Below are 21,742 nucleotides of genomic sequence, written 5' to 3' on the forward strand. Positions count from 1 at the left end.
TGGCTCATTTCATATAAGAGAAACCAAAACGTATGCCAAAAACACATCTATTTGATTATCAGGTGTTTATTTTGAAGTGTATTTTGCTTATTTTTGAGCACACAATCATTTTAGATGGAGAAAGAATTAAAATTTGCTGTAATCGGTGGTGGTAGTTGGGCTACGGCTATTGTAAAAATGCTGACCGAAAACCTTAATGAGGTAGGTTGGTATATGAGAAGCGTATATGCCTTAGAACACCTCAAAAGACAGCAACATAATCCAAACTATTTAAGCTCAGTAGAGTTTAAGATGGATCAGCTTAGACTTACCAATGATATTAATGAAGCAGTAGCATACGCGGATTATGTAATTTTTGCTATTCCATCTGCATTCTTGCATACTGAATTACAAAAACTTACTGTATCATTAGAGCATAAAGTAATTTTCTCTGCTATCAAAGGAATCGTTCCTGAAAACGGATTAATTGTTGGAGAACATTTTCACGATGTATATCATATTCCTTTTAATAATATAGGTGTTATTACTGGACCTTGTCACGCAGAAGAAGTAGCTCTGGAGCGTCTTTCATACTTAACAATTGCCTCTAATGATGAAGCAAAAGCAGAAATTATAGCTAAAAACTTAAGTAGCGAATATATTAAATGTAAAGTCAGTGACGATATTATAGGAACTGAATATGCTGCTGTGCTAAAAAACATCTATTCTGTTGCCGCTGGAATTGCTCATGGATTGGGATATGGAGATAATTTTCAGAGCGTATTAATGAGTAATGCTATTAGAGAGATGAAACGTTTTATTAAAAAAGTTCATAAAATGAAGCGTAATATTAATAATTCTGCATATCTCGGAGATTTATTGGTAACTGGATATTCTATTTTCTCTCGTAATCGTATGTTTGGTAATATGATCGGCAAAGGATACACTGTAAAAAGTGCTCAAATGGAAATGAGTATGATCGCTGAAGGATACTATGCAGCAAAAACTGCTTATGAATTAGATGCTACTAAAAGTACTCGTACACCAATTATTGATGCGGTGCATGATGTATTATATGAAAACAAAAATCCAAAAAAGGTTTTTAAGAAACTAGCTGATAAGCTAGATTAAATAGATCTGATTTAAAAACAAGATAATTATGAAAGAACTTATTGAAACATTTTACACTGGTTTAAGTGAGCAAGATTCGGATAAAATGATATCATGTTATCACGAAGATGTAGTTTTTGAAGATCCTGGTTTTGGAAAACTAAAAGGAGAAAGAGCCAAAAAAATGTGGCAAATGCTCTGCAAAAACGGGAAAGATCTTACGGTAGAGTTTTCTAAAATCGAAGCGGATGATAAAACAGGATCCGCACATTGGGAAGCCCGGTATACCTTTAGTCAAACAGGAAGAAAAGTGCACAATAGTATCGATGCCCAATTTGAGTTTAAGGATGGTAAAATCATAAAACACACAGATCATTTTAATCTTCATCGATGGGCTTCTCAAGCAATTGGTTGGAAAGGAAAATTACTAGGAGGCACTAATTTCTTTAAGAAAAAACTACATCAACAAACCAATCGATTACTGGATAAGTTTCAAGTATCATAAACAATGAAATGACAACACTACAACTTCCGACTCCATTAGTCTCCGTAAATTGGCTTTCAGAACATTTAGATCATCCTGACCTGGTTATTCTTGATGCGAGTATTAAGAAAGTAACTTCCTCTGAGGATTCATCAAATGAAGATCTAAAAATACCAGGCGCCAGATTTTTTGACATTAAGAAATCCTTTTCTGATCAAGATACCGATTTACCTAATATGCTTCCTTCTCCAGATAATTTTGAGGAAAATTGCAGAAAGTTAGGAATTAATGCTAATTCTAAAATTATAGTATACGATACCATAGGAATCTATTCTAGCCCTAGAGCTTGGTGGATGTTTACTGTTATGGGATATAAAGATATAGCTATACTTGATGGTGGTTTTCCAGCATGGATAGACAACGAGTCCCCCACTGAAAACAAACAAATTACTCCTGAATTTCAATTAGGAGATTTCAAAATAAACGATCATTCCAAATGTACATTGGATGCAAAAGACATTTTATCTGAAACGAACAGTTCAAAATCTATAATCCTTGATGCACGCTCACATGGCAGATATAAAGCATTAGCTCCTGAACCTAGATCGGATCTAAAAGGAGGTCATATACCAAATTCAATAAGTCTACCATATACCAAGGTTTTAGAGAATGGAAAAATGCGTTCAACCAACGAACTCATAAAGCTATTTGCCGATTTTGATATTGAAAATAAAAAACTGATCTTTAGCTGCGGTTCAGGCATAACTGCTTGTATCATTTTATTGGCGGCTAAACTTTCTGGTTATACTGATCTATGGATTTATGATGGCTCCTGGAGTGAATGGGGTCAATTAGATGGTGTTCCGATTGAATGTTAGTACGATAACACCTCACCTTAATCCTCTCCCAAAGAGAACTAACCATAAAAGACTTAAAAAAACAATTATTTTAAATGCGAAACCTCCAATTATTACTTTTAGCGATCTTACTACATAGTGCTACCAATGCACAATCTTCAAAATTCGGTTTACAGGATTTCTATACCTATAATTCTGAACTAGAATATACTGTAGATTCCATTTATCACGCACTATCGGAAAAACAAAGAGTAGCACAGATGATTATATCATCAGCTGGTGAATTAGGAAAACCCATGGCTACAGTAAAAAAGCTGACCGAAAATGATGCCATTGGCGGTGTAGTTTTCCTTAAAGGAAGCAAAAAAAAGCATACAGAAAGTATCAATACGTTAAATGCGATTTCTGCCAAAAACAAAACCCTACCTCTACTCTTTAGTATGGATGCGGAACCTAGTTTATTTGCTAGTCGTATAAAAGGTGCAAAAGATGTTGGGAAAACCATAGATATTAAAACCGAAACACAATCCGATATTGTGGTCAATACTATTAACACAGAACTTAGAGCAATAGGTGTTCATCATAATTATGCACCAGTATTGGATATAAGTGCCAGTAATGAAGCTATTAAATCCAGAAGTTATGGCAGCAATAAAGACTCCGTAATTAATCTTGCTAATCAATTTATAAAATGCACTCAGGAAGGTGGTATTATCGCGACTGCCAAACATTTTCCTGGTCACGGTTTGGTAAAAGGTGATACTCATAAACAAAGCGTATATATCGATGGCCCCTTACAAGAAGTAGATAATTACAAAAAGATTATTGAAGATGGCGTGCTATCCATTATGATTGCTCATATCACCATCCAAAACAACGAGAAATACGGAACAGATGGATTACCATCAAGCTGCTCTAGAAAAATCATTACGGGTTTACTTAAAGAAGAAATGGGTTTTAAAGGAGTTATCATTTCTGATGCCTTAAATATTATGAAAGCTGTTACCATTCTAGAGAATGCACCGTTATTAGCCTCTAAAGCCGGTTGTGACTTAATCTTAATGCCTCAAAACGAACAGGCAACAATCAATGCTATTCTTGCTGAAATGAAAACAAATCCCGAGTATAAAAAACAAGTAACACAGTCGATTAAGAAAGTGCTGCGACTGAAGGTTTGTGGTGGGGTTATTTAATCTATAATCCATTATTCGAAGTCAACATTCATACATCAATCAACATGATCAAATCAACATTCACACTATTTTTATCTTTGTTTTTTTCCATACTAATTCAAGGACAAGAAACATATTTTACGCTAGATCCGACGCTAACTCCTAATGGTGATATTATTATATTCAGTTATGATGGAGATTTATGGAAAATAAATTCTAACGGTGGAAACGCCACTAGACTTACGGGAATGCAAGGAGATGAAACCCGTCCTTCAGTTTCTCCAGATGGAAAATGGGTAGCATTTAGCGCCTCCCAATACGGTAATAAAGATGTATATATTATACCTCTAGAAGGTGGAGAAATTCGGCAGCTTACATTTCATGATTCCGCGGATACTGTAGAAAGTTGGTCATGGGATTCTAAAAAAATATTCTTTACTTCTTCCAGAGAAAATAGCTTTAGTAGCTATGAAGTGTCAATTCTTGGAGATACACCGCGACGATTGTTTCATCATTATTTCAACAGAGTACACAACGTTGCAAAACATCCAAAAACAGGAGAAATATATTTTAACGAGAGCTTTGAAAGTTCAGGGTTAGTTCATAGAAAAAGATATAAAGGAGATTATAATCCCGATATTAAATCTTACAATCTTTCCACCAAAAAATACACTCAGCATACTTCTTATCGCGGTATGGATTTATGGCCTACTTTTGATAAAAATGGTGTTCTTTATTTTGTTTCTGATGAAATAAATGGAGAATTCAACTTATATACTTTAAAAGAAAATAAAAAGACCAATCTAACACAATTCACAAACGCCATTAAAAGACCACAAGTAAGTGCTAATGGCCAAAAAGTAACATTTACTAAAGATTATCAACTTTATATATATGATGTTGCTTCTAAAAGTTCGAAAAAAGTTGCTGTCCAGTTATTCAACAATAATACGCTAGAGAAAACCCAAGACTTTAAAGTTGATGGTAAAATAACCAACTTTGACATTTCTTCTGATAATAAAAAAATGGCATTTATTTCCAGAGGAATATTATTTGTTTCTGATATTAAAGGTAAATTTATCAAACAAATTTCTATTAATGATCCTAAAGAACGTGTAGTAGAAGTAAAATGGTTAGCAGACAATAAAACCTTACTTTTTAATCAAACCGTAAAAGGGTATTTGAACTTATTTACCATTTCGGCTGATGGCAAAAGGCAAAAGAAACAGATTACAAAAGATTCAAGAAACAATATCAATATTGAAATAAACCCAAAACACACGAAAGCTACCTATATTAGTGGAAGAGATGAGCTTAGAGTGCTTGATCTAACTACACTAAAAAGCGAAACCGTTGTAAAAGATGAATTTTGGGCATTATATGCACCTCAACCAAAATTTTCCCCTGATGGAAATTACATCGTTTATAATGCAATTCGCAATTTTGAAAATGACATTTTTGTTTATAATATCCTTTCAAAAAAAATCATTAACCTAACTAAAACTGGTGTCACAGAAAATAGTCCTTTATGGTCATATGATGGTAAGTATATCTATTTTAGCTCGAACCCTACTAAACCAAGTTATCCTTATGGATTAGATGAAGCTAGTATTTATCGTATGGCTCTGGATAAATATGAAAAACCCTTCAGGTCAGATAAGTTTGATAAGCTATTTGTAGAAAGTGCTGAAAAAGAAGAGGAAAAAGATTCGAAAAAAGAGGATACGGAAAATGTTATTAAAAACCTCGATATCAATATTAATGAAGACGGATTAACAGATCGAATTAAACGTATTAGTCCTGAATTCGGTCATCAAGGAGCAACCGATATAATTAGTAAAGATGAAACTTCATATATCTTATACATTTCGAATCATGATAAAGGAAAACCTCAATTATGGAAGACCACGATCAAACCGTTCGAAAAGAATAAAACTGAAAAGGTTACAGAAATCAAAGGCTATACTTACCAGATAGCCTCTGCAAAGGATCAAAATTATATTTTGATTGATGGAAATATAAATACATTAGATATTAAAAGCAATAAAACCGAGAAGATTAAAATTGATTTCACGTTTCGTAAAGCGTTCATTAATGAATTCGAACAGATGTTCCATGAAGCTTGGGCAAATTTTGGAGAAAACTTTTATGACGGAGATTTTCATGGCGAAGATTGGAAACAATTAAAAATTGAATATTCTAAATTCTTACCTTTTATCAATAACCGTTCTGAATTAAGGTTACTATTAAACGATATGCTTGGAGAATTAAATACATCTCATGTACGATTTAATTCTAACGGGGATGAAGAAAAAGCATTCTATAAGACGCAAAGTTCATCTATTGGTATTATTTTTTCAGTAAAAGATCCATTCTTAGTAGAACGAATTATTACGGATGGACCTGCAGATATAAAAAATAAAGGCATTACCAAAGGAGATAGATTGACCGCCGTAAACGGTAACAAAGTTGATTCAAAAAAGAATAGAGAATTTTATTTTGCACAACCTTCTTTGGATACCGAAGTAATGCTAACCTTTTCACGAAACGGAAAAGAATTTTCAACGAATATTCATCCTATTTCTTCAAGAAATAACAGGAACCTTTTGTACGATGAATGGGTAGATTCCAATCAATCTTATGTAAATCAAAAAAGTAATAATAGAATAGCTTATGTTCATATGAAAAATATGGGAAGTAATGAACTTACTAATTTTAAAAAAGAAATGGTCTCTGAGTCTTATAAAAAAGACGCTTTGATATTAGATTTACGATTTAACACTGGAGGTAATGTACACGATGAGGTATTGCAATTCTTATCTCAAAAACCATATTTACAATGGAAATACAGAGATGGTAAATTAACTTCTCAGCCAAATTTTACTCCAGGTGCTAAACCAATCATACTATTAATTAATGAACAAACATTGAGTGATGCAGAAATGACAGCAGCTGGTTTTAGAGAACTTGGTTTGGGAAAAATAATAGGTACAGAAACCTACAGATGGATTATATTCACTTCTGGTAAGCGTTTAGTAGATGGATCTTATTATAGATTACCATCTTGGGGATGCTATACTTTAGATGGCAAAAACCTTGAAAAAACAGGAGTTTCCCCTGATATATATGTAAAAGAAACCTTTAAAGATCGTATTGACGGAAATCAACCACAACTAGATAAAGCCATTTCTGAAATTTTACAACAACTAACCGCAAATTAATGAAATATTTAAAGATTAGTGGAGAAGTTATTTAGAGCTTACTTTAGTCAACTTTTAGAAAAAGAAAAGACCTAAGAAACAATGTTTCTTAGGTCTTTATTGTATAAAAATATTAGTTTTCTAATCCCTCATCAGGATCTACTTTATTCTTTTTCTTAAGACGTTTTGCATCTTTAAGGCTTTTATTAATCATCCATTCTAATTGTCCATTCACACTCCGAAACTCATCATCTGCCCATTTCTCAATCGACTTAAAGGTTTCTGGATCTATTCGTAGCACAAATGATTTTTTCTTACTCATACATTATGAATTTAAGGTACCTGTATTAATCACAGGTGTAGCTTCCTTATCACCACACAAAACTATCATTAAATTACTAACCATAGATGCTTTTTTCTCATCATCAAATTCAATAATACCATCTGCAGATAATTTATCTAATGCATCTTCAACCATACCAACTGCTCCTTCTACGATTTTCTTTCGGGCAGCTACAATCGCAACTGCTTGTTGTCTTTTTAACATAGAACTCGCGATTTCGGGAGCATACGCAAGATATCCTATTCTTGCCTCCATCACTTCGATTCCTGCCATCGATAAACGTTCTGTAATTTCATTTTCTAACGCTTCATTTACTTCATCCATTCCTGATCGTAATGTCAAGTCTGCTTGTGCATCATCAAAACTATCATATGGATAAGATCCAGCCAATTTTCTTACTGCTGCATCGGTTTGCACTTTTACAAATTCTTGATAATCATTTACATCAAAAGCTGCTTTAAAAGTATCACTTACTTTCCATACTAGAATTACGTTAATCATAATTGGGTTTCCAATCTTATCATTCACCTTCACTCGTTCGCTATCAAAATTTCTAGCTCTTAATGATATTTTTTGTCTTGTATAAAATGGATTTGCCCAAAAGAAGCCATTGTCTCTAACTGTTCCTTTATAAGCTCCAAATAATACCATCACTTTGGAACTATTAGGGTTTACAATAAAAAAACCTCTAAAAGCAATTAATCCTATTGGTAATAAAAATAATAACTCAGGATTATCAGTTTTTATTGCTGCTATAACCAATGCCAGAATTGAAACTATTACAATCCCAAAAAATAGGTAACCGTTTTGTACTTTAATATTCTTTTCGTTTTTCATAATAATATCATTTTGATATCACAATGATACAAAAAAAATTTGAATTATCCGAATACGCACCTTAATCAGAGTAATTGTCAGTATGAAAAAGAAGGTTTATTACAACAAATTCTGAGTCTACATGGTATTATTATCTATATTTATCCCCTAATAAAACAGATAATAACAACTATTGAAATCAATCAACTGCCTCAACTGTAAAACGTCATATAATGGGAACTTTTGCCCAGAATGTGGACAAAAAAGTACTATAGAAAAAATTACTTTTTCTTTTTTAGTAAGTGATTTTTTATCTAGGTTTTTAGATCTTGACAAAGGTTTTCTTTATAACCTTAAGCATCTTACCTTATCTCCAAAGAATACTATCCTTAATTATATCAATGGACAACGAAAACATGTTTTTAATCCTATAAGCTATTCATTTATTGCAATAACATTATTTCTACTCATTCAATCTCAATTTGACATTATAAATATATCTGGATCAAATTTTATTGATACAGAAAAATCTACCACATATAAGTTTAGTTATGAAGCTGGTCAGATCATAGGTCATTATATTAAATACTTTTGGCTTCTTAATATTTTATTTCTTAGTTTATTTACTAAACTGTTTTTTAGCAAATTAAGTTTTCTTGAGCATTTAGCAATGAATTCCTTCATTATAGGCCACGCTACCATATTTGGAATTTTTTCATTTTTAGTTCTCAGAATACCAATTGTATTTGACCCTTTAGTTTTTATCTATATAATATTCCTCTTATTTAAGGTTTTTAAGGAAAAAGGAGAGCGTTTTGAAAAAATAATTGCTTCTTTTTTTACTGTATTTTTCACTTATTTACTTTTTTACCTTGTACCAATGGTCTACGTTTGGATTATTAAATAGGAATTATAATCGATTATGCTAAGATGACTATGAAAGAAATAGCCTTTAAAAATAAACAGGATAACAGCTACCGCTTTGATCTGGTAGATTTAGAGGATATTTTAACATTAAATCCTAAAGATCATAATCAATTTGATCATCACAAAATTTCTTTTTACGTTATAGTTCTCATCACTCACGAAAATGGGATACACTGTATCAATTATACAGATTACTCATATAAAAAGGGAACAGTTTTTACGCTACGAAAGAATAATATCCACAAGTTCTATAAAACCAATGCAAAAGGAAAATTTCTCGTTTTCACCGAAGATTTCATTATTCAATATTCAGATAAAGGTGAAACTCTAAAGTTATTCCAATTATTTAATGAGATGTTAGGTTCACCAAAACTGCAACTAAACAGTAATGATTTTGTAGAAATAGAAAATCTAGTAGGTCAAATATCTAAAGAGTATTCTGATCTGAAAAGCACTTATTCAATCGAAATAATACGATGTCTAATGCAAGTTTTAATACTAAAACTGTTTCGGATAAAATCAAAAAACAATCATAATTTAAAGGGAAAGAAATATCATCTAAAATTCATTTCCCTACAGGAACTAATTGAAAAAGAGTGTTTTGAAAGCAAAAAAGTATCTTATTACGCCCATAAAATAGGGGTTACAACCAAGACATTAAACAATATAACCCAAAGTGTAATTGGTAGATCAGCTAAATCGTTTATTGATGAAATTGTAATCCTCCAGATCAAAAGGCTCTTAATAAACTCTCAGCTTTCCTTTACAGAAATTGCCTACCAAGCTGGATTTGACACACCTACTAACTTTTTCAAATATTTCAGAAAAAAGACAGGGCTTTCACCCAAACAGTTCAAAGAAACTTGCAAATAACTATACTTTCCTTTTTTTACCCTAAAAAGCTTTTTTTTAACCTAACCGTTGTTCGATTCCAATCTACCTTTGTTTTATTCAATAATCACAAATCGTCAAAATTATGAATAACAAAGAGCATATTACCGGATTTTTAGTAACATAAGGATTGTAAATCTTGGAATAACACTTACTCACATTTATCACCAATTATAACTAACGAATAATATTCATAAGGTTCTTTTAGATTCTAAGGAAGTAGCTCTTTTGAAGGTATAATCGAAGGTTTTAACAGCATCTACTACAATTAATAAGCAATTTTAAAAAGATTAATCATGAAATTTAGCAAAATATTTTTATTCACTTTCTTCTGTTCTTTACTCTTCTCATCGTGTAGTGATGATGATGACAACACCGTAATAACGCCACTTTCTGAAGGGGTAAGCATTATCCTAAGAAATACTTTACAAAACCCCGGTGAGCAAGAAGATACGTATGCAAGTATATTTGGACAACCCGATGACGCTTATGATGAGTTTGCTACACTTTCAAATTCCATAACGGAATTTGCTACGGCTTTAGCTCAAAATGGCACTCCCGCAGGAGATGTAAACGGATTATACAGCATAGATTTTACTGAAAACAGTATAGAATATAGCCTAATCGCTGAAGCTAATGACCCATTTTGGTTAAATGTTGCTGATGTTTTTGGAGTTATTCCGACTGGTAAATTTGATAGATATTACTTTACTTTTCCCGAGCCACACAATATTTCAGGATTTACTAGTAGTGATAGTTCCGTAAACTTAAGAATTGATTCTGAGACTGTCATTGTAGTAGAAATAGGTGAAGGTTTTGATGTAAGTCCAGGCGCATCTTTTATCATAAACCTAAATTAATAAATCAGACAATTTCGGAGAAACATCGAAACATACATAAGAGCAATACTGTAAAAACTTATTGAACTTTAATAAGGGTGATCCAGTAATGTATCGCCCTTTTTTTTTGAAAAATTAAACAAAAATCATATAAAATGAACAACCATTCACAATGAATATGGTACTTAAAGAAATAGTCTTTAAAAACATAAATCCCAATCACCACTTTGACCTGGTAGATTTAGAAAGTATTTTAAAACGGAAACCTAAAGACCATAATCAATTTGATCATCATAAAATTTCTTTTTACGCTATAGTAATCATAACTCATAATAACGGTAAGCACAGCATTAATTATAGTGATTACTCATATAAAAAAGGTACAGTTTTTACATTACGCAAGAGTTCTACCCACAAGTTCTATAAAACTAATGCCAAAGGAAAGTTTCTTGTTTTTACTGAAGATTTTGTAATTCGCTATTCTGACAAAATTGAAACCCTAAAATTATTTCAACTATTCAACGAAATGCTAGGTTCTCCAAAATTACAACTAGATGATAGTAATTTTGCCCAAATAAAGAGTCTGATAAATCAAATAGAGCAAGAATACTTAGATGTAATTGACAGCTATTCCATTGAAATTATTAGAAGTTTGATACAAGTTTTAATACTGAAACTTTTTCGAATAAAATCAAAAGGAAAAGATAACTTAGGGTATAGAAAATATCATTTAAAATTTATTTATCTACAAGAATTAGTAGAAAAAGAATGTTTTGAAAGTAAAAAAGTTTCTTACTATGCCAATAAAATGGGGGTCACAACCAAAACATTAAATAATATAACACATAGTATGGTTGGCAAGCATGCAAAATCATTTATTGATGAGATTGTAATTTTACAAATCAAAAGACTTTTAATTAATTCGCAACTTTCTTTTACTGAAATTGCCTATCAAGCTGGTTTTAGTACACCTACTAACTTCTTCAAATATTTTAGAAAAAAGACTGGGCTTTCACCTAAGCAATTTAAAGAAAATCGCAAATAACTCTATTTTCCAATTTTCACCCTAAAAAGTCTTTTTTTAACCTAATAACTTTTCGGTGCCCCTCTAACTTTGTTATCACACATAATCAGAAAACATCAATAATTAAAACAATAATCATGAAAAAATTTCTAATCGCAGTTTCATTGCTAGTATCATTAACACTATTCTTAAGTTGGACCAATTCAAATGATACTAGTACTTCCAAAGCTGAAACAAAAGCACAAATCAATATAGATCCACAATCTGAAGAAACTATGAAAATCGCCATGGATTTTATGGGAGCCATGGGAAAAGGAGATATGAAAACCATGGTAAGTCTTATGCATGAAGATATGGTTTGGCAAAATGGAGGAGATAAAAGCATGCCATGGATAGGACCTTGGAAAGGCAAAAAAGTAATTCTAGAAGAATTTATGCCCAAATTTGGTGAAAATTTTAAAACTGTAAAATGGGAACCCAATGATGCAATTGCCAATGGGGATACCGCAGCTTTCTTTGGCCAAATGGTTGGTCTTCTGACCAAATCCAATGAAAAAACCAGCGAATTCACTTACGCACTTAGAGTAAAAGTAAAAGATGGAAAAGTGATCCTTTGGAACTGGTTTGAAGATAGTTTTGAAGTTTCTCGTGCCTATCATCACAAATCCAAAAAATAAATACGAATCCCTTAGGATTTGTCTGTTATATAATACAATAGATCATCCTTATCGAATTCAACTTAATGCTATAGACACCAATGTAACCCAATTGCATTGGTGTTTTATGAAATCGAATTATAAGCAAAACAAAAATGAAAGAAAAAGAAATTATCCGACAAGGTCAAGGCGAAAACTATAACTATTCTCAAGATCATTGTTTCATCAAACTTTCTTCAAATAATACCAATGGTGAACTATCTTTTATTGAAGACACCTTAAAACCAGGGTTTTATCTAAAAAGACATCATCACAAAATAATGACCGAGATCTTTTACATTTTAGAAGGAGAAGTAGAGTTGATTTTTGATGATGAAACTATCATCGCTAAACCAGGAGATACAATCACAGTTCCTCCTAATGTTTGGCATATTGCAAAATGCGAAAAAGGAGGGAAAATGCTAAGTATCTTCAAAAATGGTCAGTTTGATTTATACTTGGAAAAACTTTCTAAAATGTCTGATAGCCATTTTGAAAACGCTCAATTAATGAAATCCATTTCTGCTGAATTTGATATCTATGAGGAAGAATAGAAGTATATAATTGCTAATTTTTTAAACTCTCTATTTTCATAATTATTAACACAACTAATCAAATTCACTACTTTTCAAGGGCAATATTAGGATTCTTAATAGGGATAATAGACGTAAATGAGGAACTATCAAAAACCAATTTACAAGCATTATGAATACTACAATTAAATTCAAGAATTTCAAAACAGACGAAAAGCTTTTTGTAATAGGATTAACCGTATGGATTTTCCTACAAATCTCTAGGTTAATTGCTCTACAGCTAATTAATGACATTAATAACGATTCAGAATCAGAAGCGTGGATGTACCCTGCATATCTAGACATATTTTCGGCCGTTTTGGCTTTACCTCTTATCATTGTGATAATAAAGTGGCGCGGATTATTAACCTGGACAGCTACAATTGTATATCTGGTAATTTCGATAGTAGATCACTTTGGAAATTTTACAACTACCAGTATAGTTGGGCCTCCTTCAATTGTTGAAGAAGGAATGGATCCTCTGCTTATACCAATAATACAAACAGTTGTTGATTTTGTTTTTTTGATTCTTTTATTGTTGCCAAAGTATCGCATACTATTCTTTAAAATTGACAAAGAATAAATCGGTTACAGATACTTTTTATTTCAAAAATGTTATACCACCTCAAATAATTTACCTGGTAATGGTCTGATCACTCCTTTTAATTCCATATTTAATAATATCGATGCTACTTTAAACGTAGGTATCTCGCATTGTAATGCAATGACATCCAGTAATTCCTTACCATTTTTGTTCAGGAAACTATAGATTTTCTTTTCAGTATCTTCTAACTCCACAAAAAGTTGTTTTTGAATAATTGGTTGTTCTTTTTTGTCCAATTCCCAATTAAGCATATAAATAAGATCCGCAGCACTGGTTAGCATGTGCGCTCTTTGTGTTTTAATAAGGGTATTACAACCCGAACTTAGTGCATCACCTGCTCTTCCGGGCACAGCAAAAACTTCTCGGTTATAAGAATTTGCAATTTCCGCAGTAACTAAAGAACCTCCTTTATCTGCACTTTCGATTACAATGGTAGCTTCACTTAATCCTGCTATAATGCGGTTACGACCTAAAAAATTATTCCTGTCAAAAGTATCCGTGCTCCAAAAATCGGTAAAGAATCCTCCGTTTTCTTCAACCTGTGACATATACTTTTTATGGGTCTTAGGATATATTTGATTTAATCCATGAGCAAGGCACCCAACTGTCTGTAAATTATGTCTTACCGCAGCTCTTTGTGCAGTAATATCAACGCCATATGCGAAACCTGATACGATTACTGGGTTTAATGGAACGAGTGTTTCAATCAATTCTTCGCAAAACCTAACTCCATAACTTGTTACTTTTCTTGTTCCAACAATACTCAACATCTTTTTGTTTTTCAAATCGATGTTTCCTCTACTAAACAAAACCACAGGGCTATCTATACAATATTTCAATTTTTCCGGATAGTCGGCTTCATCATATGCCATATAATTAACATTGTTATCCAGAATAAATCGTAATTCGCTTTCTGCGGCTTTATGATGTGTTTTATTTTGAATTTCTTTAATCTTTACTGTTCCAATACCATCAATCTTTAACAAGTTAGTTGGTTTTTCCTTTAGAACCGCTTCCGCAGAGCCCACTTCTCTAATTAATTTTTTGATAGAATTATCGCCAAGATTCGGAGCTTTTTTTAAGGTAAGTAATGCAATTAATTTTTCTGTGGTCATCTAATCTCTTATAAGTCAGCACAAGAAACGAAAAAAATCAAAACTGTTAATAAAATCAAGGGGTATAGTTATTATTAAAACCAATTTTTTTTACCTTTGAACAACCAATAACCAACCTAATTATTCAAGTTAAACCAATCTAGCCATTATTAGCTATTACGAATTAGTTTTGACAGAATATATTAGACAGCATTTTTTAAGAAGGGGCAATGAACAATACGGCGAAATACATAAGTGAATTACTATATAGATACGAATGTGTAATCTTACCAGGTTTTGGTGCTTTTCTAACAAAGCGTCAGCCTGCTGTGATTCAAGAATCTACTCACGCATTTTTTCCGCCTCAGAAATTAATCTCTTTTAACAGCCAATTACAAAATAACGACGGACTAGTAGCAAATTACATGGCTACCGCCGAAAACATATCATATACAGACGCTGTTGCTAAGATTCAACGTTACGTACTGTCGTTAAATAACAAAATGTCTCTTGGAAAAAGAGTAGAATTAGACGGTATTGGTTCTTTTTATACTTCTGTTGAAGATACTTTACAATTTGAACCTTCTCAAGACACAAATTACTTAACAGAAGCATTCGGTCTGAATTCTTTTATATCTCCTTCGATTATTAGAGAGGAAAAAGTTGTTCCAAAATTAGTGACGACTCAGGTAACTCGTGAGGTTTATAAAGAACAAGTAGAAGCTATTGAAGAAACGACTCCTATCACCTTTACACCAGAAAGAAGACGTGAACGCCCATATGTAAGATATGCTGCAGCTGCAGTTATTCTTTTGGGGATTGGATCCCTAGGATTACATGAATTCAATAAGCGAATTGGTTTACATAATGATGGTTTATCTATAAAAGCAGATAAAGAAATCGAAAATAGAATCCAAGAAGCTACTTTTGAGATTACCAGTCCTTTGCCAGCTATCAATCTAAATATTATTAAAGCTGAGGAAGACAATTCTGAAAAAGCTAAGACTGACGCCGTAGTAACTTCTGGAAAATACCACGTGGTGGCAGGAGCATACAGAATTAAAGCGAATGCTAATAAAAAAGTACAGAAGCTTAAAACTAAAGGATTTGATGCACGTCTTATAGGTGTAAATAAATACGGATTACATCAAGTCGTTTATACTAGTTATGAAAATAGATTAGAAGCTTTAAAAGCATTGCAAAATATCAAAAGGCAACAAGATAGTCGTGCTTGGTTATTAGTGCAAGATCTATAGTTCTCATTTTTCGAAAAACGTTTTTCTCAATCAATCTTTGTTACCTATTATTTTTCGATACTAATCTCTCCTATTAGGATAGGTTCTTTTTTATTTTTTACAAAAAAATTGAATATTCATTAATAGCTCAAAACGACTGGATATCAGTTTTCTGCTATTGCATAGTCATTAGTTTATTCCACCTGATTATCTTTGCCAAAAATTACCAAAATCCATGGAAGCCAGATATCCTTCAGAATCACGAACTATACTAACTGATCTTGTTTTGCCAGGAGAAACCAATCCACTCAATAATCTTTTTGGAGGTGAATTATTAGCTCGCATGGACCGCGCAGCGGGAATCGCTGCTGGAAGACATTCTAGACGAATTGTTGTTACTGCTTCTGTAAATCACGTTGCATTCAGCAAAGCAATTCCCCTAGGAAGTGTAGTTACGGTAGAAGCAAAGGTTTCTCGCGCATTTAGATCATCTATGGAAGTTGTTATTGATGTTTGGATAGAAGACCGCCAAAGCGGAGATAAAACGCGTGCAAATGAAGCCATATACACTTTTGTTGCGGTTAACGAAAGTGGTGCACCAGTAATGACAATTCCACAAATCAAACCAGAAACCGAATTAGAACAAGAACGTTTTGACGCAGCATTACGCCGCAAACAACTTAGTCTTGTACTTGCTGGTAAAATGAAACCAGATGATGCTACTGAGTTGAAAGCGTTGTTTACCTAGTTTAACGTTTAGGTTAAAATGTGTTGCTCAAAGCTTCCCATAATGAGTTGTTCATTAGAGGAAGTTATATTCGTTAAAGTGACTTTACATAGCGCATACCGAAATAATTACCGGTCTACCCAGAATAATTTTTTCTACACCGCATACGCCAGAGCAACATTCAATATCACTAAGACATTTACGAGCTACATTGCAGTTATACGAACCCCCATGAATCGATTGTTGCGCTTCTCTATCAATAATCACAGCACCTTTCATGTTTGTTATTTTTTTGAGCATATTACTACCTTTTAATTACCTACTCTACATTAAGGTTTTCGGTTACCCCCTTCTTTGTGTCGAAATCGATGATCATTAATTATCTTCAATCTTATTACCAATGTACTACCTGTGTTTGGATAAAAAAAAGACATCCACACCATATTAGACAAAATAAGGATCTTTTTTAGCTATAATATTAGATGAAATTACAATATTTCTATTTGGAATTCCTGCTCTTCAAAACCTATAACTTAGAAGGGTGATCTAATTTATGGAAGACAAAACTTATCATTTTATAAAAATCCCGCTCCCAAAGCAACAGAGATCACAATTAGCATGATTGCCACGACTATTTGCAAAAACTTTAACGTTACTTTCTTTAACAGTTTATTACCTATAAACGCGCCTGCAATAGCCGATAACGTGGCACAAATCACTAATGGCAGGTTATCGCTAATTCCTGATTCAGAAATATTAGTTGCGTACACACTAAGACGTGTAAAATCTACAAAGGTAGAAACCACAACTGCTGTTCCGATAAAAGCTTCTTTAGAAAGCCCTGCTTTGATAAGAAAAGCTGTTCTTAAAGCTCCTTGATTACCCGAAAGACCTCCAAAAAAACCACTTAACACACCTCCAAGAGGAAGTTTTTCTTCGCCAAATTTTAATCTTGTGAAATATGGAATCAAATCCATACTGGCGAAAATTATAAGTAAAATTGAAATAATAAATTTTACAGGATATACTTCAAAGGTTTTGTCAAACAAATCATAGGTAAAAAGAGGCTTTATATCAGGAATATGCACTAATACCCATGCTCCTGCGAAGGCAGCAATAACAGCTGGGACTCCGAATCGTAACAACACTGTTTTGTTTGCATTTTTTCCAACCAAAAACAGTTTGAAAACATTATTGAAAAAATGTACTATCCCTGTTAATGCAATAGCAATTTCTACTGGAAAGAAAATCATCAGTACAGGTGTCAAAATTGTCCCTAAACCAAATCCTGAAAAAAACGTAAGTATAGAAACTAAAAAGGCTACCGTTGAGGTAATTATTATTTCCATCTTTATTTCTTAAATACAGCTTATCTTATTTCACTAATAATTTTCGCTATCCTAGTTATACTTCCAGCTTCATGGTTCCAAAAGTAAATAGCCTCTCTTAGTTTTTTCTTATTAAAAAGTTTTGGTCTCATAATGATTTGATTGCCGTAATCATCTTTGCCTATAGCCACAGCGTCTTTTGGAAATCCAGTCCTATTTCTTGCTTCTTTGGTCTCATAAACTATATGATTAGAAGTTCTTGAAATTCTTTTCTTATCAGATTTGTCAAAAAAAGGATAAAACACCCAATGCACCTCCTCGTTTTCTATCTCTCCTCCATTTAGCTTCATCATACGAATCCGAAAAGATTTAGGAAAAGTAACTTCGAGCTCTTTTTCGGTATCGATTATATATTTTTCTTCAACTGGAAACGGCATATAAAGGTCATAACCAAATTACATTTTATAGATCCAAGATTGTGGATTTAGTTTTTTAGTATCCTTAAAGATCAAAAACTTCATAATAGCACGACCTGTAGTTGGGTTAACACGCACTTCTCCTATATTTTGTTTGGTAGATACTTTTTGACCTTCTTTTACCGAAATATTTTCCAGATTGTAATACACTGTAATATAATTACCATGGCGTACCTGTAACAATCTACCTGCATTTTTTAACTTCTGGATAGCCATAACTTCTCCTTCAAAAATTGCTCTTGCTTTTTCCCCAGGTCTTGTTTCCAGTTCTACTCCACTGCTATTAATCTGAATATTAGGTAATGTCGGATGTGGTTGACGACCATACTTTTTGGTTAATTTACCTGTTCCAACTGGCCAAGGAAATTTCCCTTTATTTGCTGTGAAATTATCTGCTAGTTTTTTATCCTCTGGAGTCAATGCAAAAGTCGTTGCAGATCCTTTTTTAGATGCCTTTTTTCCTGCTTTTTTATTGGCTTTTGCGATAGCTTCACGAATTAGTTTTTCTATAGCTCTATCAATAGCACTAGCTTGCTCTTGTTTCTTTTTTATTTCCTTTTTATAAGTGCCTTCTTTTTTACGGATAGAGGCCATCAGAGCCTGTTGTTGTAGTTTTTCTTCTTTAAGTTGTTCCTGAGCATCTCGATTTTCTTCGACCAGCAACTCTTTCTTTTTTTTCCGTTCTAATAAATTTTTATTTAGTGTCTGAAGCTCTTCCGCACGTGTTTGTATTTGATCAGCTTGTTCCTTACGATGCTCATTATATTGTTTCATATACTGTAGCCTCTTATACGCTTGTGCAAAATCTGATGAAGACAACAAGAACATGATCTTACTTTGTTGTGATTTACTTTTATAAGATTTAACAATCATTTTAGCATAATCTTCTTTTAGGACTTTTAGTTCTTCCCTATATGATTGCATTTTTTTGAGATTGGAATTAACCTCTCTTGTCAATAGATTTGCTTGTTGATTCGTAATTTTTATAAGGTTTTGTCTAGTACTTATTTGAGAATTTAGTGTTTCTACTTCATCTAGCACAGAACGCTCCTTAAGTTTTGTGTCTGCAAGCAACGACCTCATTTGCTCAATCTGCTCTTTAAGACGTCGCCGTTGTTCTTCCAGCTGTTGCTGTTTAGTACTTTGAGAGAATGATGGAATGCTAATTAATAGCATTCCGAATATATATATAAGTTGTTTTAACCTCATTCTATAGTTACTTGCTCGTATCCTGATGGTATTTTAAACGGAAAACTTACTCTGGCATTGTAATCTACACTACGATAATCAATATTAATAGACGTTTTGCTAGAATCTCCTGAAGCTTCTACTCTAATTTCTTTAGGAAAATCTTGGTTTCCTACTCTTTGATAACTTTTATAATTAACCAGTAAGTTTCTATTTTCTATAGGCTGTTTTAATTGTTGAGAAAACATTTTAAAAGTATCCGGGTTTATAACAAATAACCGTTCAAATAACTCTAATTCCTTTTTAGGTTGTAATTGGTATTTTTGATTTTCTATAGAAGAGAGATATTTATCATCTCTAAGATCAAACAAAGCCTGACCTAATAATATCTGTTGTACTTTTTCAAAATCTAAATCGGTTCCTAGCCACTCACTAAGCAATTCAAAATTCCCTTCAAAATAGGTGCTATTTATCTTTTCATAATAACTCACTTTTTCTGGAGTAATCAATACTTTGGCTAATGTAATTCCTAGCAGTTTAGCACTTAACCATATCTTTTTATCCTTTTCCATTCTTAATGTCACACTTGGACTAAAAGACTGCTTACCATTGTCATACTTTACCCTTACTCTAGCATTAATCGTATTATAATTAAAAGACTTATTGTAATGATTGGTTATAATTTTTTCTGTTTTCAACTTTTTTATATTTGATCCCGAAATTGCTTTAGTTCCTCCACAAGATTGTAGCATAATTAGAGAAAAACATAGCAGATAAAATATTCTATTCATTACCCTTTATGATTTTTTTTTAAGTTGAATCGATCTCTGTTTATACTCTTCTGCTTTCGCTGGGTCTCCCTTTTTCATATATGCATCTCCTATTTGATCATAAAAATCCGATTCCATCTTAAGATCATCAATGATATAATCCATTCCGATACTTAAAATCTCTATTGCTTCCTCATAATTATTTAGATTAATCAAAGAAACACCGCTCACCAAATACAAAATTGGCTGAGAAGGATACATTTCTATTGCTAGTTCACTTCCTACTTTTGCTTTTTCGTATCTCTTTAAATCAAGTTGTAATAGCAACATTTTTCTTAGAATCCCAAAATTGCTAACATTATCTTTAATTCCTCTTTCATAATAATTAAGAGCTAACTCTTTTTTGTCTTTTTCATAAAAGTAATTTCCGATTTCTGTAAACACTTTGCTATTACCAGAATCTTCTGAAAACACATTAGTAACTTCTATAAGTTGAGATTCGTAATTTGGATTTTTATCTACAAATATTAAGAAATCATTGATGACTTTGTACTTAGATTCTTCATCAATCTTATTACTTGACAGCACTTCTTTCATCGATTTAACGGCTTCATCTGGGTTATTAGTATCCAGATAAAATTTATACAACGCCAAATGAGCGAGTTTAGATTTTGGTTTTTCCTTGAGAAGTGACTGAGCAGTTTCAAAAGCTTTATCTATATCATTATTCTGACTATATAAATAAATAAGATTTATATAATTCTGTTCTTCCTTGGGGTTTGTCGCTATTTTTTCCTGTAACCGAGTAATCTGTGAATCGGGGTTACTGATTTTTAGTGCTATTTTTTTTCTTAACTTGTCTCTATATGCATCTAATCCCAGCTCTTCTATTAATTCATCGACTACTCTAAGCGCATCATCATATCTAGTTTCTAAAAAATAAAGGTTTGCCAACTGTTCTTTGTACATATTATCAAAAGCTACCAGTTTTTCCACCACATCAACAGATTCTGAATACTTTCTTTGTGTAAAATAAACTTCGAACAATAATTCTAAAACGTATCGATCATTTGGTTTTTCTTCTAATACTTTTTTGAAATTTGCAGCAGCCCGATCGAATAGCTTTAACTCTAAATAGTTTCTACCTAACTCATAGTATAAAACAATCGGTTCTGGATTTACGGAAATACATTTTTCTAACGCAATTATGGCTTTATCATAATTAGTGATTGCTCTTTGTTTTAATGCTTCAAAGAAACTTTCTCTAAATGCATCAGACACATCTCCTAAATCATCCAAAATCTCTAACTTTTTTAGAGATTGTGGTTCCTGAGAAAATGCCATATTGAGTGCTCCTCCAAGAAGCACCAAACAAAACCCAATATGTCGACAAAACTTAATCATACAAACC

The 21,742-nt window shown here is 32.5% G+C and carries 23 protein-coding genes; 14 read left to right on the forward strand and 9 right to left on the reverse strand.

The features are described from left to right. The first annotated feature begins 114 nt into the window (after window positions 1-114). The 5 genes from Q0975_RS05050 (at window position 115) to Q0975_RS05070 (ending at window position 6,823) form a co-directional block, all read left to right on the forward strand. On the forward strand, window positions 115-1,110 hold the full coding sequence (locus Q0975_RS05050) for an NAD(P)H-dependent glycerol-3-phosphate dehydrogenase (RefSeq protein WP_299433975.1): 996 nt from the start codon (window positions 115-117) through the stop codon (window positions 1,108-1,110). 28 nt (window positions 1,111-1,138) lie between these two features. Further along, window positions 1,139-1,594, forward strand: a complete 456-nt coding sequence (locus tag Q0975_RS05055; RefSeq protein WP_299433977.1) for a nuclear transport factor 2 family protein — start codon at window positions 1,139-1,141, stop codon at window positions 1,592-1,594. Window positions 1,595-1,602: 8 nt separating this feature from the next. Next, window positions 1,603-2,451, forward strand: a complete 849-nt coding sequence (locus Q0975_RS05060) for a sulfurtransferase (RefSeq protein ID WP_299433980.1) — start codon at window positions 1,603-1,605, stop codon at window positions 2,449-2,451. A gap of 74 nt (window positions 2,452-2,525) precedes the next feature. Further along, window positions 2,526-3,623 (forward strand): glycoside hydrolase family 3 N-terminal domain-containing protein, encoded by a 1,098-nt coding sequence (locus Q0975_RS05065; RefSeq protein WP_299433982.1) that lies wholly within the window; start codon window positions 2,526-2,528, stop codon window positions 3,621-3,623. A gap of 44 nt (window positions 3,624-3,667) precedes the next feature. Beyond that, complete coding sequence (locus Q0975_RS05070; RefSeq protein WP_299433984.1) at window positions 3,668-6,823, forward strand: S41 family peptidase; 3,156 nt, start codon at window positions 3,668-3,670, stop codon at window positions 6,821-6,823. 112 nt (window positions 6,824-6,935) lie between these two features. Here the strand turns inward: Q0975_RS05070 and Q0975_RS05075 are convergent, their stop codons facing one another. Both Q0975_RS05075 and Q0975_RS05080 read right to left on the reverse strand, forming a co-directional pair. Beyond that, complete coding sequence (locus Q0975_RS05075; protein ID WP_299433986.1) at window positions 6,936-7,124, reverse strand: Arc family DNA binding domain-containing protein; 189 nt, start codon at window positions 7,122-7,124, stop codon at window positions 6,936-6,938. Between the two features lie 3 nt (window positions 7,125-7,127). Then, window positions 7,128-7,982, reverse strand: a complete 855-nt coding sequence (locus Q0975_RS05080; protein ID WP_299433988.1) for an SPFH domain-containing protein — start codon at window positions 7,980-7,982, stop codon at window positions 7,128-7,130. A gap of 172 nt (window positions 7,983-8,154) precedes the next feature. Here Q0975_RS05080 and Q0975_RS05085 point away from each other — a divergent pair, with 172 nt between their 5' ends. From Q0975_RS05085 to Q0975_RS05115, 7 genes are all read left to right on the forward strand, one after another. Further along, complete coding sequence (locus Q0975_RS05085) at window positions 8,155-8,868, forward strand: DUF3667 domain-containing protein (protein WP_299433990.1); 714 nt, start codon at window positions 8,155-8,157, stop codon at window positions 8,866-8,868. Between the two features lie 23 nt (window positions 8,869-8,891). Continuing rightward, window positions 8,892-9,761: an AraC family transcriptional regulator gene (locus Q0975_RS05090; RefSeq protein WP_299433992.1), complete on the forward strand. Its 870-nt coding sequence runs from the start codon at window positions 8,892-8,894 to the stop codon at window positions 9,759-9,761. Between the two features lie 314 nt (window positions 9,762-10,075). Further along, complete coding sequence (locus Q0975_RS05095) at window positions 10,076-10,639, forward strand: hypothetical protein (protein ID WP_299433994.1); 564 nt, start codon at window positions 10,076-10,078, stop codon at window positions 10,637-10,639. A gap of 151 nt (window positions 10,640-10,790) precedes the next feature. Continuing rightward, window positions 10,791-11,663, forward strand: coding sequence for a helix-turn-helix domain-containing protein (locus Q0975_RS05100; RefSeq protein WP_299433996.1), 873 nt, complete (start codon window positions 10,791-10,793; stop codon window positions 11,661-11,663). 116 nt (window positions 11,664-11,779) lie between these two features. Further along, complete coding sequence (locus tag Q0975_RS05105) at window positions 11,780-12,319, forward strand: nuclear transport factor 2 family protein (protein ID WP_299433998.1); 540 nt, start codon at window positions 11,780-11,782, stop codon at window positions 12,317-12,319. A gap of 134 nt (window positions 12,320-12,453) precedes the next feature. Continuing rightward, a complete protein-coding gene (locus Q0975_RS05110; RefSeq protein WP_299434000.1) occupies window positions 12,454-12,891 on the forward strand; it encodes a cupin domain-containing protein in 438 nt (145 codons plus the stop codon). A gap of 151 nt (window positions 12,892-13,042) precedes the next feature. Further along, window positions 13,043-13,492: a hypothetical protein gene (locus tag Q0975_RS05115; RefSeq protein ID WP_299434002.1), complete on the forward strand. Its 450-nt coding sequence runs from the start codon at window positions 13,043-13,045 to the stop codon at window positions 13,490-13,492. A gap of 32 nt (window positions 13,493-13,524) precedes the next feature. Here the strand turns inward: Q0975_RS05115 and dprA are convergent, their stop codons facing one another. Beyond that, on the reverse strand, window positions 13,525-14,628 hold the full coding sequence (gene dprA / locus Q0975_RS05120; protein ID WP_299434004.1) for a DNA-processing protein DprA: 1,104 nt from the start codon (window positions 14,626-14,628) through the stop codon (window positions 13,525-13,527). 209 nt (window positions 14,629-14,837) lie between these two features. Here dprA and Q0975_RS05125 point away from each other — a divergent pair, with 209 nt between their 5' ends. Together Q0975_RS05125 and Q0975_RS05130 are read left to right on the forward strand one after the other, a co-directional pair. After that, a complete protein-coding gene (locus Q0975_RS05125; protein ID WP_299434006.1) occupies window positions 14,838-15,863 on the forward strand; it encodes an SPOR domain-containing protein in 1,026 nt (341 codons plus the stop codon). A 214-nt stretch (window positions 15,864-16,077) separates the two neighbouring features. After that, window positions 16,078-16,590 (forward strand): acyl-CoA thioesterase, encoded by a 513-nt coding sequence (locus tag Q0975_RS05130; RefSeq protein ID WP_299434019.1) that lies wholly within the window; start codon window positions 16,078-16,080, stop codon window positions 16,588-16,590. A gap of 84 nt (window positions 16,591-16,674) precedes the next feature. On the opposite strand, the gene Q0975_RS05135 is transcribed toward Q0975_RS05130, so the two are convergent. The 6 genes from Q0975_RS05135 to Q0975_RS05160 all read right to left on the reverse strand — a co-directional run bounded on the left by Q0975_RS05135 (window position 16,675) and on the right by Q0975_RS05160 (window position 21,735). After that, window positions 16,675-16,869 carry a hypothetical protein gene (locus tag Q0975_RS05135; protein WP_299434021.1) on the reverse strand — a complete coding sequence of 65 codons (195 nt, stop codon included), beginning with the start codon at window positions 16,867-16,869 and terminating at the stop codon, window positions 16,675-16,677. Between the two features lie 275 nt (window positions 16,870-17,144). After that, window positions 17,145-17,918 (reverse strand): sulfite exporter TauE/SafE family protein, encoded by a 774-nt coding sequence (locus tag Q0975_RS05140; RefSeq protein ID WP_299434023.1) that lies wholly within the window; start codon window positions 17,916-17,918, stop codon window positions 17,145-17,147. A gap of 20 nt (window positions 17,919-17,938) precedes the next feature. After that, the gene (locus Q0975_RS05145; protein ID WP_299434025.1) at window positions 17,939-18,334 is read right to left on the reverse strand and encodes an SMI1/KNR4 family protein; all 396 of its coding nucleotides are present in this window, start codon (window positions 18,332-18,334) and stop codon (window positions 17,939-17,941) included. Window positions 18,335-18,352: 18 nt separating this feature from the next. After that, window positions 18,353-19,582: a peptidoglycan DD-metalloendopeptidase family protein gene (locus tag Q0975_RS05150; protein ID WP_299434027.1), complete on the reverse strand. Its 1,230-nt coding sequence runs from the start codon at window positions 19,580-19,582 to the stop codon at window positions 18,353-18,355. Next, complete coding sequence (locus Q0975_RS05155; RefSeq protein ID WP_299434029.1) at window positions 19,579-20,352, reverse strand: DUF4292 domain-containing protein; 774 nt, start codon at window positions 20,350-20,352, stop codon at window positions 19,579-19,581. The genes Q0975_RS05150 and Q0975_RS05155 overlap by 4 nt, the downstream gene beginning before the upstream one ends. A gap of 6 nt (window positions 20,353-20,358) precedes the next feature. Beyond that, window positions 20,359-21,735 carry a tetratricopeptide repeat protein gene (locus tag Q0975_RS05160; RefSeq protein ID WP_299434031.1) on the reverse strand — a complete coding sequence of 459 codons (1,377 nt, stop codon included), beginning with the start codon at window positions 21,733-21,735 and terminating at the stop codon, window positions 20,359-20,361. Window positions 21,736-21,742: the final 7 nt, after the last annotated feature.

It is taken from the genome of uncultured Aquimarina sp., from assembly GCF_947500065.1.
In the GTDB taxonomy this organism is placed as follows: domain Bacteria; phylum Bacteroidota; class Bacteroidia; order Flavobacteriales; family Flavobacteriaceae; genus Aquimarina.

Bases quoted from the DNA above. Each gene is read 5' to 3' on its own strand.
- Q0975_RS05075 (WP_299433986.1), bottom strand. From the start codon at position 7,124: ATGAGTAAGAAAAAATCATTTGTGCTACGAATAGATCCAGAAACCTTT.
- Q0975_RS05140 (WP_299434023.1), bottom strand. From the start codon at position 17,918: ATGGAAATAATAATTACCTCAACGGTAGCCTTTTTAGTTTCTATACTT.
- Q0975_RS05095 (WP_299433994.1), top strand. From the start codon at position 10,076: ATGAAATTTAGCAAAATATTTTTATTCACTTTCTTCTGTTCTTTACTC.
- Q0975_RS05115 (WP_299434002.1), top strand. From the start codon at position 13,043: ATGAATACTACAATTAAATTCAAGAATTTCAAAACAGACGAAAAGCTT.
- Q0975_RS05060 (WP_299433980.1), top strand. From the start codon at position 1,603: ATGACAACACTACAACTTCCGACTCCATTAGTCTCCGTAAATTGGCTT.
- Q0975_RS05125 (WP_299434006.1), top strand. From the start codon at position 14,838: ATGAACAATACGGCGAAATACATAAGTGAATTACTATATAGATACGAA.
- Q0975_RS05070 (WP_299433984.1), top strand. From the start codon at position 3,668: ATGATCAAATCAACATTCACACTATTTTTATCTTTGTTTTTTTCCATA.
- Q0975_RS05080 (WP_299433988.1), bottom strand. From the start codon at position 7,982: ATGAAAAACGAAAAGAATATTAAAGTACAAAACGGTTACCTATTTTTT.
- dprA (WP_299434004.1), bottom strand. From the start codon at position 14,628: ATGACCACAGAAAAATTAATTGCATTACTTACCTTAAAAAAAGCTCCG.
- Q0975_RS05160 (WP_299434031.1), bottom strand. From the start codon at position 21,735: ATGATTAAGTTTTGTCGACATATTGGGTTTTGTTTGGTGCTTCTTGGA.
- Q0975_RS05065 (WP_299433982.1), top strand. From the start codon at position 2,526: ATGCGAAACCTCCAATTATTACTTTTAGCGATCTTACTACATAGTGCT.
- Q0975_RS05110 (WP_299434000.1), top strand. From the start codon at position 12,454: ATGAAAGAAAAAGAAATTATCCGACAAGGTCAAGGCGAAAACTATAAC.
- Q0975_RS05145 (WP_299434025.1), bottom strand. From the start codon at position 18,334: ATGCCGTTTCCAGTTGAAGAAAAATATATAATCGATACCGAAAAAGAG.
- Q0975_RS05105 (WP_299433998.1), top strand. From the start codon at position 11,780: ATGAAAAAATTTCTAATCGCAGTTTCATTGCTAGTATCATTAACACTA.
- Q0975_RS05090 (WP_299433992.1), top strand. From the start codon at position 8,892: ATGACTATGAAAGAAATAGCCTTTAAAAATAAACAGGATAACAGCTAC.
- Q0975_RS05130 (WP_299434019.1), top strand. From the start codon at position 16,078: ATGGAAGCCAGATATCCTTCAGAATCACGAACTATACTAACTGATCTT.
- Q0975_RS05100 (WP_299433996.1), top strand. From the start codon at position 10,791: ATGAATATGGTACTTAAAGAAATAGTCTTTAAAAACATAAATCCCAAT.
- Q0975_RS05050 (WP_299433975.1), top strand. From the start codon at position 115: ATGGAGAAAGAATTAAAATTTGCTGTAATCGGTGGTGGTAGTTGGGCT.
- Q0975_RS05055 (WP_299433977.1), top strand. From the start codon at position 1,139: ATGAAAGAACTTATTGAAACATTTTACACTGGTTTAAGTGAGCAAGAT.
- Q0975_RS05135 (WP_299434021.1), bottom strand. From the start codon at position 16,869: ATGCTCAAAAAAATAACAAACATGAAAGGTGCTGTGATTATTGATAGA.
- Q0975_RS05155 (WP_299434029.1), bottom strand. From the start codon at position 20,352: ATGAATAGAATATTTTATCTGCTATGTTTTTCTCTAATTATGCTACAA.
- Q0975_RS05150 (WP_299434027.1), bottom strand. From the start codon at position 19,582: ATGAGGTTAAAACAACTTATATATATATTCGGAATGCTATTAATTAGC.